General features: G+C 52.8%; 14 protein-coding genes. 10 read left to right on the top strand and 4 right to left on the bottom strand.

Annotated features, from left to right (window positions below):
- Positions 1-39 precede the first annotated feature (39 nt).
- From IPM59_01610 to IPM59_01580, 7 genes are all read left to right on the top strand, one after another.
- On the top strand, positions 40-1,995 hold the full coding sequence (locus IPM59_01610) for an RHS repeat-associated core domain-containing protein (protein ID MBK9214290.1): 1,956 nt from the start codon (positions 40-42) through the stop codon (positions 1,993-1,995).
- Positions 1,996-2,012: 17 nt separating this feature from the next.
- Positions 2,013-3,050, top strand: a complete 1,038-nt coding sequence (locus tag IPM59_01605; GenBank protein MBK9214289.1) for a hypothetical protein — start codon at positions 2,013-2,015, stop codon at positions 3,048-3,050.
- A 152-nt stretch (positions 3,051-3,202) separates the two neighbouring features.
- A complete protein-coding gene (locus tag IPM59_01600; GenBank protein MBK9214288.1) occupies positions 3,203-4,420 on the top strand; it encodes an RHS repeat-associated core domain-containing protein in 1,218 nt (405 codons plus the stop codon).
- A gap of 174 nt (positions 4,421-4,594) precedes the next feature.
- A complete protein-coding gene (locus IPM59_01595) occupies positions 4,595-4,960 on the top strand; it encodes a hypothetical protein (protein MBK9214287.1) in 366 nt (121 codons plus the stop codon).
- 112 nt (positions 4,961-5,072) lie between these two features.
- A complete protein-coding gene (locus IPM59_01590) occupies positions 5,073-7,070 on the top strand; it encodes an RHS repeat-associated core domain-containing protein (protein MBK9214286.1) in 1,998 nt (665 codons plus the stop codon).
- 11 nt (positions 7,071-7,081) lie between these two features.
- Complete coding sequence (locus IPM59_01585) at positions 7,082-8,164, top strand: WG repeat-containing protein (protein MBK9214285.1); 1,083 nt, start codon at positions 7,082-7,084, stop codon at positions 8,162-8,164.
- A 158-nt stretch (positions 8,165-8,322) separates the two neighbouring features.
- A complete protein-coding gene (locus IPM59_01580; protein MBK9214284.1) occupies positions 8,323-9,375 on the top strand; it encodes an IS110 family transposase in 1,053 nt (350 codons plus the stop codon).
- A 275-nt stretch (positions 9,376-9,650) separates the two neighbouring features.
- Here the strand turns inward: IPM59_01580 and IPM59_01575 are convergent, their stop codons facing one another.
- Both IPM59_01575 and IPM59_01570 read right to left on the bottom strand, forming a co-directional pair.
- Complete coding sequence (locus IPM59_01575) at positions 9,651-9,890, bottom strand: hypothetical protein (protein MBK9214283.1); 240 nt, start codon at positions 9,888-9,890, stop codon at positions 9,651-9,653.
- 66 nt (positions 9,891-9,956) lie between these two features.
- Positions 9,957-11,231 (bottom strand): hypothetical protein, encoded by a 1,275-nt coding sequence (locus IPM59_01570; protein ID MBK9214282.1) that lies wholly within the window; start codon positions 11,229-11,231, stop codon positions 9,957-9,959.
- A gap of 209 nt (positions 11,232-11,440) precedes the next feature.
- Between IPM59_01570 and glmM the strand changes: the two genes are divergently transcribed.
- The 3 genes from glmM to IPM59_01555 are packed head-to-tail and all read left to right on the top strand — an operon-like array spanning position 11,441 to position 14,403.
- A complete protein-coding gene (gene glmM, locus IPM59_01565; protein ID MBK9214281.1) occupies positions 11,441-12,799 on the top strand; it encodes a phosphoglucosamine mutase in 1,359 nt (452 codons plus the stop codon).
- Entirely contained in the window at positions 12,796-13,962 is a 1,167-nt protein-coding gene (gene aroB / locus IPM59_01560) for a 3-dehydroquinate synthase (protein MBK9214280.1), read from the top strand. Before glmM ends, aroB begins: the two co-directional genes overlap by 4 nt.
- 24 nt (positions 13,963-13,986) lie before the next feature.
- Positions 13,987-14,403 carry a hypothetical protein gene (locus IPM59_01555; protein ID MBK9214279.1) on the top strand — a complete coding sequence of 139 codons (417 nt, stop codon included), beginning with the start codon at positions 13,987-13,989 and terminating at the stop codon, positions 14,401-14,403.
- Here IPM59_01555 and IPM59_01550 read toward each other — a convergent pair.
- Together IPM59_01550 and IPM59_01545 are read right to left on the bottom strand one after the other, a co-directional pair.
- Complete coding sequence (locus tag IPM59_01550) at positions 14,400-16,283, bottom strand: radical SAM protein (GenBank protein ID MBK9214278.1); 1,884 nt, start codon at positions 16,281-16,283, stop codon at positions 14,400-14,402. The genes IPM59_01555 and IPM59_01550 overlap by 4 nt on opposite strands.
- Before the next feature lie 103 nt (positions 16,284-16,386).
- Positions 16,387-17,607 carry a hypothetical protein gene (locus IPM59_01545; GenBank protein ID MBK9214277.1) on the bottom strand — a complete coding sequence of 407 codons (1,221 nt, stop codon included), beginning with the start codon at positions 17,605-17,607 and terminating at the stop codon, positions 16,387-16,389.
- Between the last annotated feature and the right edge of the window lie 245 nt (positions 17,608-17,852).

Raw genomic sequence — 17,852 nt, 5'->3', positions numbered from 1 at the left:
AGCCGTTAGTCAAGCGCACGGGAGCTGGCATCGGTGGTGATGATCAGTAGGCGTGAGTTTGAGTGGCAAAGAACGACCCTGTCTCAGTTTGACATCTTAGGACGTGTGACGGGGCATAAGCAGACAACCGACGGAACTAATTACACGACGGGCTACACCTACAACCTCGCGGGAGCGTTGATCGAGGAAATGTATCCATCGGGGCGTGTCGTTAAGAACGTCCTCGACAACACCGGCGATCTTTCGATTGTCCAGAGCAAGAAGAACTCTGCCGCAGGTTACTGGAATTACGCTGACGCATTTACCTATAACGCCGCAGGTGCTGTCACGTCGATGCAGTTGGGAAACGGTCGCTGGGAATCAACCGCCTTTAATTCCCGTTTGCAGCCGACAGAGATTAAATTGGGAACGACTCCGGGGACGCACGACAAGCTCAAACTCGAATTCGCCTACGGAACGACGGCAAACAATGGCAATGTTCTTTCGCAGACCATCAGCGTTCCGACAGTTGGGACAAACACAGGCTTCACGGCTGTGCAAACCTATTCGTACGATTCGCTAAATCGATTGAAAGACGCAACCGAGAATCTCACCCCTAACGGCGGGTCGCAAACGCAATCGTGGAAGCAGACATTCACCTTCGACCGATACGGAAACCGACGCTTTGATTTTACGAGCGGAAATACCACCGTCCCCGCATCGAGCTGCACCGAGGCGATCTGCAATCCAACGATCAGCACATCTAATAATCGTCTGACTTCGACGGGATGGCTTTACGATAACACCGGAAACACGACACGAGACGGAAACTATCAGACCTTTACCTACGATGCGGAAAACAAACAGGTCGAGGTCAAAAACTCGTCGAGTGTTACGCTCGGCCAATACTGGTACGACGGCGACGGCAAACGAGTTAAGAAGGTCGTCCCTTCGACCGGCGAGGTGACCATCTTCGTTTACGACGCCGCTGGTAAGCAGATCGCCGAATACTCAACTGTCGTCGAGTCTGTGGAAGACGCCAAGGTAGCATATCTCACCGCCGATCACCTCGGCTCGCCGCGCGTCAACACCGACCGCGACGGTAAAGTTACCTCCCGCCACGACTATCACCCCTTCGGCGAAGAGATCATCACCACCCAACGCACCTCTCACACCGAATACACGCCAGACTCGGTGAGGAAGCAGTTTACCGGTTATGAACGGGATTATGAAGCTTCTTTAGACTTCGCCGAGGCACGCTATTACGGATACAACCACGGGCGATTTACATCTGTTGACCCGATAATGATGACAAAGAAAAGGCTGTTAGACCCGCAGTCGATAAATCTTTACGTCTATACGAGAAACAATCCGTTGAAGTACATCGATCCCAGCGGAGAAGAATTTAAGGGGACGGATGGCAAAAAGGTACTGTTTGAGGAGAAGGACGGACAAATCGTTATTTTGAGTGCAAATGCGACGAAGGACATTATCAAGTTAGTTGGCCTCATCAACACGTCGGGAAGCAGCACGGCCCTGTCCCAGTTTAACAAGCTAAACGCGCATAAGACGATGGTCAATCTTACGATTGATCCGAAGCGAAACAACACATTCTTATACGGGTTACATCAACCTCACGGGACACGACCAGACGGTTCAAAAGGCGCGTTAACGTACAATCCAGATACAGACAAATTTGAGGGAACGCCAGATATTGCTAAGGACGCAAACGGAAACGAAGTTTATGCAGAGGCGACCATTACACTTTTCGAAGGAGAACTCTCAAACGCTGTCAAAAATGACCGTAATGAACTGGAAACCCAAATGGTTGGAATATTTGTTCATGAAGCCGAACACGATTTAGATCCGAATCAGGTTCAAATGGCAAAGACTGGAAAAGGTGATCACAGGTCTTGGCATCCTGAAAAACTCTACAAATTACAAAATGACACAATCAGGGAGATTCGAGAGTTTAGAAACCGGCCTAAATGCCCTCGCGGTCATATGTGTTTCTAGAGATAGGAGAACAGAGAATGAAAAGACTTGTTTTTGTGATGTTCTGCGTTTTAGCTCTCGCGACCTCGGGGCTTTGCCAATGTCCAAAGAACTCGGATAGCCAGTATGATCGAGAGAACATTCTTGAGCAGTTTAAAGGCTTTCTTTGGGAGTCGATTCCTGGATATAAAAAACGTGAGGAGGAACTGGGCTATTCTGACCTGTTTAGCGGGTTTTTTATTTATGATCTATCTGATCCCACGAATAGGTTCACTACTAACAAGTACAGTGAAGGTTTCAGAGATTGCATAAACTTCGTTAACAATCACGTTTATCATTTTTCTGCTGTATTTTATCCCTTCTCGAATAGCTTTCTCGCAGTTTTGGAAAATGGCCGTTTGAAAGTATTCAAATCCGTTAACTGCGTAGACAGTGGCGGTGATTTCAGCGAGGTGGTCAAATACGTAGAAAACATGCTAAAGAATGAAACGAATAGGAAGGGAGTGTTAATCAGACTTAGAAATTATCGTAGATACGGCTTTTATAGAGCAACGGATGAAACTAGAGTTGTTTGTAATTACGATAAAGAAATACCCGAAAACTCAGACAAACTCTACACTCGAGGGAAAATCCTTGGTCAACTTTCGGATGTGCTTCGCGGTTCCGTGTCCAAAAAGGTGAGAGAGCAACTTTCTTGGCGATTTTTAGTCGAAGAATCCAGAGGTAACGGGTTTTTCGTTTGGGACTTAACCGAGCCAACCAATAAGCAAGCCTCCTTGCTTGAGCGTGTTGAGTTCAAAAATAAGCACATCTATCATTTCGCGTTTATTGATTTGCCCTTCTCTTTTAGCCACATTGCCGTTCTCGAAGATGGCAGGCTGAAAATCTTTAAGTCAATTAATTGCAAAGGCAAAGGAGACAGGTTGGAAGATGTCGTCGCTTATGTGAATGAGCAATTGAAGAATGACAAAAATAAAGCCGAGATTATCAAGCGTGTGAAAAACTATCGCGAATATGGCTCGTATGCTGCATTCAATGGCCAGTCAAAACCTCAATGTGAAGAAGCGCGCGAATAAGGGAGGACGGGGTCATCTATTAAGTTAAGCCGTAAGTCAAGCGCATGGGAGCTGGCATCGGTGGCGATGATCAGTCGGCGTGTCCGACGCTCTCGACGATCAACAATCGAATCACGTCCAGCGGCTGGACGTATGATGCAGCCGGGAATACGTTGACGGATGCTAACGGTCAGAGCTATGTTTACGACGGAGAGAACAAGCAGGTAAAGGCCTCGAATGGCGGCGGCACACTTGGAGAATATTTCTACGACGGGGACGGGAAACGGGTCACGAAGGTAGTTCCTTCGACCGGCGAGGTGACCATCTTCGTTTACGACGCCGCTGGTAAGCAGATCGCCGAATATTCAACCGTCGTGGAATCCGTCGAAGACGCAAAGGTTGCGTATCTCACAGCGGATCATTTAGGTTCTCCAAGAATACACACCGACCGCGACGGCAAGGTCACCGCCCGCCACGACTATCACCCCTACGGTGAAGAGATCATCACATCACAACGCACCTCCCACGCCGAATACACGCTGGACTCGGTGAGGAAGCAGTTTACGGGGTATGAACGCGATGGAGAGACGGGGCTGGATTTTGCCCAAACAAGGTTCTATCACAGTTCAACCGGACGATTTACAAGTCCGGATGATTTTGCACGGGATACAGACACGGCCGATCCACAGAGTCTAAACAAGTATGGTTATGTTCGGAATAACCCACTCGCGTTTATCGATCCTACAGGTGAGAAAGCCGAGATTACAGTCACATATGACGAAAAAAATAAGAAATATCTGATTACGGTAAGCGCTTCATTTGGAGTATACGTTGAGTCGGGTAAGTTGAGTCAGAATGAAATCAATAAACAGGTAGCATTGTTAAAGGAACAGATCAGCCGTGCTTATAACGACCATTTTAGTAACGGTAATTTCAAATTTGACCTGAAGACTAATATTACCGTAAAGCAATTCAAGTCGGAGTCTGATGCTAAAGGAGAAGGGGATAAAGGAAAAATCGACAATATTGTTGGACTAGTTCAGGGGCAAACCGCGGTTGCAGGCAGGCGCGTGAATGGCCAAGCATTTCGATATGAGGGGGAGAATTTCGACCGTATGCGGGTTGCCACGGAAAAGACGGCCGCCAATTTCACATACGCTCACGAATTTGGCCACTTACTGAATGGGGGGCATCAAGATGAGGTGCATGGCCTAATGAATACTGTCTCTAGTCAGTTCGGAAGACTTAAGCCACAGGATTTTAACAAGATATTTCCCCAGTATTTGGATGCCGTAAATAGGAGCAAGGCGATCGTTGCTTCGCCCAACCAGGGCGTCAAGAAGTTTTGGACTGAAACTGCGCGCGCGGCTCATGTCCGTCCGCGACGATGAATATTTTTCAACGGAGGGGTTATGAATACGACAGGGTTCGTTCTATGCGTCATGATTATGACTACTTGCGCTTGCCTTTCCCATTTCCCGGTCGAGGGAAACGCTCTCGCTCCTTCATCCGAATGGACGGAGATCAGCGAAGAGAACTTTCGAATACGGATTCCAGAAACTCTAGTGAAAGAAGATAAGACGGGCTTCGATGGCTATGCGGCTAGGTATTCAAGTTCCGAAATGACGCTTTCGATCGAGTCCGGGGCGGGAATCGACAAGCTGGATGGCTTAAGGCAGGAAGATCGGGTGATTAATTTTGTTCAAAAACCTGCTACAAGAGCTGGCATGAAGGGAATGGAGGCTGAATTTGAGTTTCAAAAAGCCAGGACTAACTTCGAAGATCCGAATAAGCCGTATGTTCGATTGTTGAGTATCGACTGCAAATGGTCGGCTGAGAGCATTTCTTTCATGGTGCTTTTCGCGGACTTAAAGAACAAGGATATTGCGAACAGGATTCTGGATTCCGCTAAGGTTTCTTGCTCTGAATAGGTATGGCAATAGTCCTGACGAGACGACGAGAGGACGGGGTCATCTATGAAGTTAACCTCTACGTCAAGCGCACGGGTACTGGCATCGGTTGTGATGGGCAGTAGGCGTGAGTTTGAGTGACAAAAGAACGACCCTGCCTCAGTTTGACATCTTAGGACGTGTGACAGGGCATAAGCAGACAACCGACGGCACTGACTACACCACGAGCTACACCTACAATCTCGCCGGTGCATTGATCGAGGAAACGTATCCATCGGGGCGTGTCGTTAAGAGCGTCCTCGACAACACCGGTGATCTTTCGATTGTCCAGAGCAAGAAGAACTCTGCCGCAGGTTACTGGAACTACGCTGACGCATTTACCTATAACGCCGCCGGAGCCGTGACTGCGATGCAACTCGGGAACGGCCGCTGGGCGAGCACGACATTTAATTCGAGGCTTCAGCCAACCCAAATTGCGCTTGGAGCCACGCAAGGGACGACGAATCTCCTGAAACTCGATTACAGTTACGGCGACTGGAATGGCAGCTCTATAGATGCCACAAAGAACAACGGCAATATTGTCCAGCAGGTCATCACGGTCCCGAACTCGCCGGGCAATAGTGACGCCTTTAACGCAACGCAAAAGTACTATTACGATTCTTTGAACCGCATAGACGATTCGACCGAGGAGATCGGGTCGCAGACGTGGCGGCAGGATTTTACATTCGACCGGTATGGCAACCGAAATTTCAACCGGACAAACACGACCGTGCCGGCATCCTTTTCAAACCCTGCGGTGACTGATCCGACGATCAGCACGTCTAATAATCGTCTAACCTCGACGGGATGGCTTTACGATAACGCTGGAAATACGACGCGAGACGGCAATTACCAGACATTTACCTACGACGCGGAGAACAAACAGGTTGAGGTCAAAAACTCGTCGAGTGTTACGCTCGGCCAATACTGGTACGACGGCGACGGCAAGAGAGTAAAGAAAGTGGTTCCTTCGACCGGCGAGGTGACCATTTTCGTTTACGACGCCGCTGGCAAACAGATCGCCGAATATTCGACTGTCGTGGAATCTGTCGAAGACGCAAAGGTCGCGTACCTGACGGCGGACCACCTCGGCAGCCCCCGCATCAACACCGACCGCGACGGCAGGGTTACCGCCCGCCACGACTATCACCCCTACGGCGAAGAGATCATCACCGCCCAACGCACCTCCCACGCCGAATACACGCCCGACTCGGTGAGGAAGCAGTTTACGGGGTATGAGCGGGATGGGGAAAGTGGATTGGATTTTGCGGAGGCGCGATACTACTCAAAGAATCTCGGGCGATTTCATTCCCGGGACCCTTTGATAATCTCAATCACGAGGCTGACCAATCCGCAGGTATGGAATTCATATGCCTATGTTGGAAACAACCCACTCAAATTTGTCGATTCGTTAGGCCTAGAGCTGATCCTAGCTAACCAGAAAGCGAGGGATGGCGCGAACCGACTGTTCTCGGGCATGTCACAGGAGGAGAGGGAACGGGTCCAGGTCGACTCAGCGGGGAGGGTGAGCATCACTCCGTCAGAAATGTGCGGGCCCGACACTCCCCAATCCGCATCTTTTGCAATGGTACAATATGCCGTAGACTCGGACACCATTGTTCGTGTCAGCCTATTGGGGGCGGGAGAGGCGACGTCGTTGCCGAACTCGGTAATATCAGGTGATTTGGTGGGAAACTTGACAATGGATTTCGCTAATCTCGTCGGTCGAGGTGGCACGGCGGTACCCAGAACTGACGGAACTTGGGACGTCCTAATCCCCGAAGGTGGTGGTTCGATGGCGGCGGATGAGAATGAAAACAAGTCGGTCCCGACCACCGAGATGACCATTTTCAATCATGAAATTGCTCACCCATTTGGGCTGAATGCAATCGAAGTCGAAAACAACGTGCGAAGAGAAAACGGGCTGCCTCTGAGAAGTGGAAGCGATCATCCAGACCCGCGTAATCCCATTACAGTTACGGACAGCTCGGCTGTTTCCCCAATCGAGTACCGGCCTCAACCGATCCAAACGGATATCACACTCAGACCGCTCATCCCTCCGGTTAAACCGCCCAAAAAGCCAAACGAATAGGAGTCTACCAAATGCATAAATATAGACTAGTCATTGTCATAAGTATCGGGCTGTTGACTGTCGCTCTGAATTCACTTCTCGTGGGCCAGTCGTTACATCCTGTTGTTAGACAGGGTTCGGTTGATATATTTGCGGGCGAGCGGATGGGCTTCATTGATTCGAACGGCGAAGTCGTGATCGGGTTTAGTTTCTATTATGTGCATGAGTTTAGTGAAGGACTAGCGGCAGTGCAGCTCGCCAGGGATGGAAAAGAAGGGTACATTGACCGGACAGGAGAACTCGTAATTCCTGCGATTTTCGATAGGGCGTTCCCTTTTTCAAACGGACGAGCCAAGGTAAAAGTTAATTCTCATTGGAAGTTTATCGACCGGACCGGGGAAATTGTCTCGACTCCAGAGGTGGATGAGGTTTTTAATTTTCGTAGTGGCTACGCGCCTTATCGGAGGAGCGGGCTATGGGGATTCTTAGGCTTGAATGGCGAAACCGTCATCTCGCCACGGTTCAAGCTCGTTGGACATTTCAATGAAGGGCTTGCGCCCGCCGTGCTCGATAGACGTATGGGATACATCGATCCGACGGGACACTTCGTTGTCAAACCGGAGTTTGAGGTTCCTCCGTCAACTGGCAACCTTCTCTCGCAGACGGCATTCTCCGAAGGGCGAGCGGCGGTTTTTAAAAATGGAAAATTTCAGTACGTTGACAAGGCGTTAAACCCTGTCGGCCCATTTTCCTTTGATGATGCTCATAGATTCTCGGATGGAATGGCCCTAGTTCGAATTCGAGATAAATATGGATTCATTGACACTGAGGGAGCACTCGCGATCCTTCCTCGGTTTGACGATGCAACATCTTTCGTTTCGGGTCGAGCGGGCGTTAAGATAGCCGGTAAGTGGGGGGTTATCGAAAAGACAGGGAAATTAATAATCGAGGCGAAGTACGAATCTACCCGACCCCTCGAAAGTGGTCTCCTCGAGTTTATGGAAGGAGGAAGGATTGGGTACTTAGATTGGCATGGAAAGACCCTTTGGAATCCATATCGTGTCGTTTTAGATGTGGCCCCAACAAAATCACCCAGTCGACTGGAATTTCGTTGAGCATGACCTTTGTGACTCCAGCCAGGTGGCACGCACAGGTGTAAAAGCGGACGGAAAGCGGACGGGGTCAGACTTGATGTTATAAAGACGGTTTCTCCTGGTCGGTGGAGTAGTATCTTTTTGACGAAGAAATCTGCTCTTTGACAGGAGAAACCGCTATGACATTTTACATTGGAGTTGACTTTCATCCATACCAGCAAACGCTTTGTTGGTGTGATGAGGAGACGGGTGAGACAGGGGCTTTAAAGCTGTTTCACGACATTGAGAAGGTACGCGAGTATTACTCGTCGCTTGGGAAACAGGCCGTGATCGGGATCGAGGCATCGAGTCGATGCGGGTGGTTCGAGAGGATAGTCGCCGAGGCCGGTCATACGCTGCTCGTCGGCAATCCGGTTTCGATAAGGAAGACCGCACTTTCCCGGCACAAGAACGACCGGATCGACGCCGAGCACATGCTTTGGCTGCTGATGCGGAATGAGTTTCCGGCGATCTGGCGGCGACCAATACAGAGCACGGAGATACTCGACGTGATCAAGCTGAGATCGAGCCTGGTTGGGCGCCGGACACAGATCTACAACCGTCTGAGTGCCGTTGCCCGGGACATCGGAATGCCGAAGTCGCTGATGAGAACCGTCGCCGCCCAGAAGGTGATCAAGGAGGTGGATATGTGCGAGGCTTCGGCACTGTGCCGTGACCAGCTTTTCTCTACGCTTGAGCACCTCAAAGCGCGAATACTCGAGGTCGAGTCTTGGCTAAAGCAGAAAGCAACGGCAGACACCAAGGCACAGCTGCTGATGACCCAGAGGGGCGTCGGATATCTCACGGCCCTGATATTCGTTCACACGGTCGGCGATGTCACACGCTTCGACAAAGGAACCAAAGCAGTAACACGCTTTGCAGGTTACGATCCCGTCGAACGTTCCAGTGCCGAGAAGATACGCTTCGGGCGGATCAGCAAGGCAGGGCCGAGACTGCTTCGCTTTCATCTGGGCCAAGCCTCTCAGATAGCCGTTCGCTCGGATGCGAGACTGAACGCATTCTACAAACGGCTCTCAAAGAGGAAACCCAGGGCTGTGGCCAAAACGGCCACTGCCCGCAAACTTCTGGTCAAACTCTCGATAATGCTTCGTGACTCGATCACGGCAGAAGAGTTCGACCTGCGTGGACGCACAGTTGGCAATGCTCGAAAGAATCGCATGGTCCGGAAATGACCGTGACCTGATAGAGCCAAGCCAACCTTGCCTTGCTTGACCGCCGGCAAAGTGCGAAACGAAACATCATGGGTATTGAGGCAGTGAGAAACACTGCCTCGCTAACACAAGCAGACCCGAAGAGATGAATGAGTGAGCCACCAGCTCTTACTCGACAAGTCCGATGCCACGCTTCGGACAGCTACGAACAAATAAATGAAGATCAGAACTTCTTCGTCAACCGACTACCCACTTCACCACCGGCCCCCGCGCCGAACAGCGAAGCTCCGCCTTGACTACAACACCGTCTTTAGAGATGCGATTCTCTCGCGGTATTTCCTTTCGACCAGCTCTCTGGCATAGGCAAGTCTGGCGTCCGTCTCGATATTTTGCTTAGCGGCATCGAAGCGCCGGCTGACGCTTGAGCTGTCGAGGCCGGTGATGTCGCAAAGTTCGCCAAACGATGAGCCCGCTTCGCGGCCGGCGAATATCACCACCTCTTTTGCCATCACGGTCCGTGAGTTCTTGGCGTTCACGAGACGACGTTCTACGCGTGGAAGAAGCGGTCGAGCGCAAAGCTGCTTGAGCAAGAACCAGTCTTCCTACATCTTCCTAGGCGACAGGGGGACGTTGCGTTCCAGGGAGTCCCAGATCTGGAGGTAAACTTTTGTTTCGCGAGGGATAAGGATCGTCCACGCGGCACCGCCGCGGTTGATGTAGCCGGCGAGCTTTGCCGGGTTCGAGTTATAGCCGGCGGCCATTAGCTGCTCTTGTGTGGCGATCTTCGTCTGTAACGCGTTGTAAACGGTCGGGCTTGCGATGAGGTCGTTCCAGGTCATCTGCATATAGAGCAGCATTGCCTGTGCGGCGTTTACGTGATTGCGCATTCCCTCTACAAAATCGGGCATGAGGGCGGCATTCGGGTGGCGTGCGCGGACCATGCGATAGGTGGACGGTATCATCTGCACCATGCCGCCGGCCCCGGCCGAGCTGACCGAATAGCGATAGGTCTGGCCTTCATTGAGGGCGTAAAGCGTAAAGATGTCGTTATAGATATTAGCGTGCGGTTCGGTGCGAAAGCGCGAATGATCCACGTGCTCTACGGTCGAGAGCCGCTCGGCGATATCTGCGACCTTGGGCTGCACCTGAAAGCCCTTTCGCTTAAGCTGTTCGCGGGCCATATCGATCACATTGCGGACATAAAAGCGGCCGGCATTGACGACCTCGGGCGTGATCATCTGAGGATGGCTCGACACATAATATGCCATTTCCTGAAGCATGCCTCGCTTCTCTCGCGGATATTGGACCATCAGCGGCATATGTTCGTGGCCGCTCTGGTCTGTGACCACTACCGGCGTGTTCACGCCGTTGCCGCGGATCGTGCGCGAAACGAGTTGCTTGCCGGCGGCAGAGATGACCATCGTAGAGGCTCCGTGCGCGAGGAACTGGTCCTTGGTCAGTACATAAGAATCGATCTGCCGCGTCCTGTCGTCGTAAAATGCAACGCGGATGATGCTCGTCGGCACGATTGATTCGGTCGATCCGATCGCCATCGGCCGCGTCGCTAGATAACGCTTGGCCTCGGCGAGCTTTGATTTGATCTGTGCAAAGCTCAACCCCTTATAATTCAGGTTGCTTGCCTGGCTGACCGGTGCCGTGGCGGCCGGCGGAGCCGACGGAACGACGATAACGGGCGTCGCGAAGGGCCGCGGAGCAGGCGTCGGTGTGGCCACGGGCTTTACAGCCGGCTTTATCGGCGGCAGCGTGCTGGTCACGATCACTCGCTGCGAGCCGGGCGGCTGCGGCTGGCCGGACTGCGCGAATGCGGATGCTGATGCGAGCGAAAATACAATTACAACGATACCTGTTAGCTTCATGTTTGTTGCGGAGAGAGCGTCTGGAAACTACTGCCGGGGCTGCGAGTCGTCTGCAGGTCTAAGATTCGCCCATCAGCATAGCGGTTGTCAAGCACTTTTCGATATTTTTATAACATATACAACAAATCGTTATGGATACTTCGATTTGTTTGCGAGGCCTGCGGTGCGGTATAACTTGTTCGCACGGGCCGTAACGGCCAGCCATCCCTATGAAAGCTCTTTTTGGGACTGACGGTATTCGCGGGCACGCGGGCGAATTTCCGCTCGATGACAGGTCTGTTTTTGCGATCGGCGCGTCGCTTGCGCGGCAGTTGAGTGATCGCCTAGGACGAACGGCACGGATCGTCACAGGACGCGACACGCGCGAGTCTGGGCCGCAAATCGAGGCCGCATTCCACGCCGGGGCAAGGTCGTCGGGAGCCGAGTGTGTGTCGGGCGACGTGATAACGACACCGGGCGTGGCGTATATCACTCGCAGATTTGAATACGATGCGGGCGTGGTCGTGAGCGCGTCGCATAACCCCTATCAGGACAATGGCATCAAGATATTCCTGCCCACGGGAAAGAAGATCGAGGGTGCGGTTGAGCGAGCGATCGAGGCGGATATTTACGCGGCCTGCGAGGCCGGGGGTGGAGCCACGCACACGCAGGCTGGCAGCCTGCGGTCCGACGAGCGATTTCGCGTCGATTATTTGCAGCATTTGATCGTTGAGGTTCATGGGTTGGATCTGGCCGGGAAAAGGATCGTTATCGATTGCGCAAACGGTGCCGCATCAGGTTTGGCTCCTGATCTATTCCGCCGGCTGGGTGCAGATGTCGTGCCGATCAATGATGAGCCTGACGGACGCAACATCAACCTCGACTGCGGCTCGCTGCATCTCGAGGGCTTGCAGGCAAGGGTCGTCGTCGAAAGGGCCGACGCCGGTATCGCATTTGATGGCGACGCGGATCGAGCGCTGTTCGTTGACGAGCATGGCGACATCGTTGATGGTGACGCAACGATGTGGGTGATGGGGCGTTTTCTAAAAGAGCACGGAAATCTTACCAATTCGACCGTCGTTGCCACGGTGATGAGCAATATCGGGCTTGAAATAGCATTTGACTCGATCGGCATTCGGCTAGACCGGACAAACGTCGGCGACAAATACGTGCTTGAAGAACTACTAAATTCGGGCTCGGCAATCGGCGGCGAGCAATCGGGACATATCATCCTGCCTGAGATCAGCTTGGTCGGCGACGGCATGATGACCGCATTGATGCTGCTAAAGGCCGTCACCGAACGCGATTTGACGCTGTCGGAGGCAGTCGCCGGATTTACGAAGTATCCGCAGATACTGGTCAATGTGAAGGTCGGCGAAAAGCGGCCGTTTGACGCGGTGCCCGAGGTCGCTGCTGCCGCGGCCGAGCTTGAAAAAGAGCTCGACGGAAATGGCCGGCTCCTGCTTCGCTATTCGGGCACGGAAAATCTCGCCCGCGTAATGATCGAAGGCAAGGATCAGGCGATGATCGAAGTTCAGGCAAACAGGCTGGCAGATGTGATAGCGGCAGCAATTCCTTCTCAAAAGTGAAGAAGCGGATCATTAAGGTCAAGCTTGAACGGCGGGTGGTGAGCTATCGCGTCACCGTTGGTGGTGGGCTGCTTGCGTCGGTCGGACATTGGGCTTCGTCTGAGCTAAGACGTGGCGACGGGAAGGTCGCAGTTGTCTCTAATCCGACGGTTCATAAGCTCTACGGCGAAGTTGTCGAATCGTCGCTGAAGGCTGCGGGTTTTCACGTCTCGCGGTTCCTGATGCGCGACGGCGAGGCTTATAAGACGCTAGTAACGGCTGGATCTGCGCTGAGAATATTTTCAGATGCAGGCCTGACGCGAAGCGATGCGGTCGTCGCATTGGGCGGCGGCGTGGTCGGCGACCTCGCGGGCTTTGCTGCGGGAGTATATCTTCGCGGTGTCCGTTGTCTGCAGATCCCTACAACGCTGCTTGCGATGGTCGATTCATCAGTCGGCGGAAAAACGGGCGTTAATACTGCATTTGGAAAGAACCTGATCGGGGCGTTTCACGATCCGGCTGGTGTTTTGATCGACCCAGCGGTTCTCCGAACGCTCACGCCAAGGGAGCTTGCTGCAGGCTTCTGTGAGGTGATCAAACATTCAGCGCTGGCCGGGCGGGGCCAGGTCGAGCAAACGGGCGAGTTGCTGGCGAAGTATTCACTCGATCAGTTTTCGGACCATTTCACGGACAAGGATTTTAGATCTGAGATCTCAAATTTGATATTGGCGAATATTGAATTCAAATCGCGGATCGTCGCCGGCGACAGTATGGAAGATGCGGGCAGGACCGACAGCCGTTCGCGCAAGGTCCTGAATCTCGGCCATACTCTGGCCCACGCGCTCGAAATGGTCACAGATTACAAGTATCTGCGGCATGGTGAGGCAGTCGGTTACGGTATTTTGTTCGCCGCAGAGTTGTCAAAAACTCTTGCGCTGTGCGGCGAAAAGGATGTAAACTTGTTATACGATGTTGTGCATCGCGTCGGCTCTCTGCCGTCGCTGGCCGGCATCGATACCAGAGCGATCATCGAGGCGTTCGATCTTGACAAGAAGAATATTGCCGGTTCGCGACAGATTGTACTACTTCGCGGTATCGGTAAGCCGGTGGTCCTTACCGGCAAGGATATCCCACCGAAAATGCTCTTGAGCGTTCTCACAAGATGCCTTAAGAAATGGGCATAACGCCGATTTAACGGAGCCCGAAATATGAACCAGATTCTGAAAGGCCGCGAATCCGAACGCGGAAGCGCCGGCGTGAAGCTCGTTATCGCAGCCGTTGTGATAGCACTCGTAGCTCATGCAGGGTATAACTACGTTCCCGTTGCCTACGCAGCCGAGAGCCTCAGGACCGATATGATGACAGCGGTCGTTCAGGGGCTTGCGCTGCCCGGCAAGGTCAGCCCGGTCGAGAACGTAAAGGCTCGAATACACCAATCCGCCCAGCGGAACGACGTGCCGGCCGACGCACTGATCGATGTGAGGCAGAACGGCAACGCACTGACCGCGCATGTTGTTTATGCAAAAACCGTGAACATCCTGCCGTTTGGTCTCTATACCTACACTTACCGGTTTGACCACACGGCGACACCGACCGGATTTTTGCTGGATTCGACAAAGAACTAGACGGCCGCGAGTGCCGCACGGACCTTTGCTGGCTGGATCTGAACAAGAGCTTCGGGGGCATCGGCAAGCCACGTCGAAGGGCAAACCCCGCAGGTCGTACATTTTTCAACCGCAGGACACGGAAGGCTCGAGAGCGACTCTCGGGCTTTTTCATGTTCGGTCTTGAGGAATTCGAACGAGAGGCCGCTGTCAACGATCGACCACGGCAGGAATTCGTCATATGAGCGATCCCGTGAGGTATGAAAGGCGGCGTCGATGCCGGTTTCCCTAAGTGCCTTGTCGATATCGCCGCCGTAACGGGCCGCCGCGTCGATCACAGTGGCCACGGTGCGGTCGCCCGACGAGAACAATGCCTGTTCATGAGCGATCTTTGCGGACATGAAGCGGACCTCGACGTTCGGGATCCGGCTGAGGCATTTGCAGACGTATTTAATTCGCCGCTTTAGCTCGCGCTCATCGCAAATTGCGTCCCATTGTAGCGGCGTATTCGGTTTTGGCACAAATCCGTTGAGCGAGACGATGATCTTACCCGCGCGGCCAATCCGTTTTCCGGACTCGAGCATGCGGTCTTTGATGCGTTCGGCAAGGACAAATATCTCATCGAGGTCATCTTGTGTCTCAGTAGGCAGGCCGACCATGACGTAGAGCTTGACCGTAAGCATTCCCCGGTCGAATACCGCACCGCAGATATCGACGATCTCATCGTTTGTCAGGTTCTTGTTGATCACGCAACGCAGACGATCTGAGCCGGTCTCTGGTGCAACGGCGATCTGCTGGTCGCGTGATTCAACAAGAGCATCGAGCAGTTCGTCCGATATCTGATCGAGCCTCAGGCTCGAGACCGAAATCCGGTAATCCATGGCCCGAAGCTCGCGGAGGATCGTCGATATCTCGGGGTGATCGCAGACAGCAGTCGAGACAAGGCCGATCTTGTTTGTTCGGTCACGCCATTCGCGGGCCTTTGCAAGGATGTCTTTAGCAGGCACGACCCGCGGCGGATAGTAATTGTATCCTGCCCAACAAAAGCGGCAGCCCTGCGAACAGCCGCGCGATATCTCGACCAGCAGACGGTCCCCCATCTCGGCCTCGGGCGACCAGACGGACGTTGACGGGCAGAATGTGTCCTGATTGACAAGAAAATCGGCAAGTTCCGCCTCGCCACGCTTCAGGGCCCTCCGCAGCGTGCCTTCTTTTGGATTGATGGCCGCGAGGGCTCGGCCGACGCGTTGCGGAACGCCGGGCTGGTTAGGCAAATAATCAAAAACTGTTCCGTCGTCGTTGTAGAGCACGTCATAGAGCGACGGAACATAAAAGCCACGGCCGATGCATGCCAGGGCGAGCAGGATGTCGCCCTTTGTTTCGTTCTCAAATACGGCGTCGATGAGTTGATAGACAAGTATCTCGCCTTCTCCTACGGCAATCGCGTCTGTAAACTCCGCGATAGGTTCAGGATTGAGGAATGAGGCGGCTCCGCCCATAATGACGAGCGGATCAAAGTGCGTTCTCTTCTCTGCCCAAACCGGAATGCCCGAAAGCTGCAGCATACGGGCCATATTCAGGTAATCGGTCTCGAATGAGATCGAGAAAGCCACGATGTCAAAGTCCTTTACCCGTGATTGTGTTTCGAGCGAGAGCAGCGGCGTACCGGTTCGTTCATATTCGCGCAATTCGCCAGGATCCGGGAGAAAGACACGCTCGCACGCTACGCCCGGTATCGAATTGAACAGCTCATACATCGTGTGCATGCCGAGATTGGCCATGCCGATGGCGTGAGTATTCGGGTAGCACAATGCGATGTGCAGATCGGCACCGTGCGAGGTTACATAACCGCGCTCAGTGGCGAGTTTCTTTCTGTAGCTATCGACGATCTTCTTGCTCATCGAAACAAACTATCAAGGCTATCAGACGGGCCTCGGGGCAACAAACGAAAAAGCAGGCTACCGGGAGCCTGCTCACGCGTCAAAATGCGCCAAGGATATCATCTCATTTTTTCGCAGGGGCCTGCGAGGGCATCGTGTAGTAAGGCCTGTGCTGGACGACATACGTCTTATCGTCACTTTGGCCATCGCCATCGACATCAACCTTGACCTCTAATTTATAGCGTTTCCCGGGCTGATGACCGTCCGTAAGGTCATATGAGATAGCATATTGATTGCGAAGAAAACCGTTGATCGAGTTCAGATATCCCGGTATCTCACCCTCAAACGTCATCGGATAGTGCACGCCGCCTGATTCCTTGGCGAAGGTATTCATCGCATTCTGGGCCTGAAGGAAGGTCAGCCTGTCCGGTGTGCCGGGCATCACCCGCGACGGGTCTAGATAATCACAGTACCTCTTGCAGAACAGGTTTGCCGTGCTAATGGCGTAGATAGGCACTCCCGATTCCATAATTATTCGCCGAACTTCGTCATAGCCCGTTTTACTGAAGGTGTCGATGCCGGAGGCAACCAGAATTATTGCCCGCCGCTTGGCCTTGACATCTGCCATGCCGCCGTAGATCGCAGTCTTGCTCTTGGAATCATCCAGCACTACCGCATCGCCGCGGCCGCCGATGAGAGCGAACTTGAGAGCGTCGAAGAGATTGTTATCGGTAAACGCCGGTCTGTTTTTGAGAAGTACGTTTACCGTTTCGTTCAACTGGCGCGGGTCATTGGTGAAATCGGTGATAGGCGTAGGCCGCATATCGAAGGCTATCACCGACGCATAGTCGTCGGGCGGTTTGATGAACCTCGACAGAAAGTAGGCTACGGGCCGAACGACCTCGTAAAACCCCGGTTCAAAATAGCCGCCGGCGGCGGAACCGAAGATCTCGGTCCACCGGCTGTATTCGACTACGAGCGTTACGGTGATGGGCGATTCCGGCGCTGCAAAGCCTGAGATCGGCTGTTTGACACCATTTTCAAGGATCGTGAAATTATTCTTGGTCAGGCCCGTTACTATTTGGCCGGTCTTCTTGTTGTAAACAACGGTCTCGATATTAACTATCTTCGCCTCGACCTTCTCGACGATATCGTCAGCGATGGCGTTCTTTTCCTCTTCGGCGCGGCGACGCTCCTCCTCGACCTTGGGATCAGGGCGGGTATTCTTCTTTTCATTGCCGGCCGGAGTCGCCGTTTTTTGCGGCTTTGATTGTGGTGTCGCAGGTGACAGGCCAAAAAGGAGAATGCCGCTGACGGCCACAAATTGGATGATACTGGATCGCATAACAAAGGAAGCCAAAAACGCCTACAAACAACTATCTGAGGATTAGACACCGATTGTCAGTGATTGGTTGGTTCAAAGCAAGCCGCCCGCCGTATTAGGATTTTTTTAGCGCAAGCATAGACAAGTGCTTGTTTTTTGTCTTAAGATACGGATTAACATTCTAAACTTTGCAGTTTGAAGAAGAAGAAAGGACCTGAGTGTGAGTTTTCTACGCTTTTGCCCCCGGGTGTCGCGGGGCAAGCGAA

This window comes from Chloracidobacterium sp., assembly GCA_016715795.1.
Taxonomy (GTDB): Bacteria; Acidobacteriota; Blastocatellia; order Pyrinomonadales; family Pyrinomonadaceae; genus OLB17.
The sequence above is the reverse complement of the archived record's forward strand: the minus strand, read 5'-3'. Positions and strand labels throughout refer to the sequence as shown.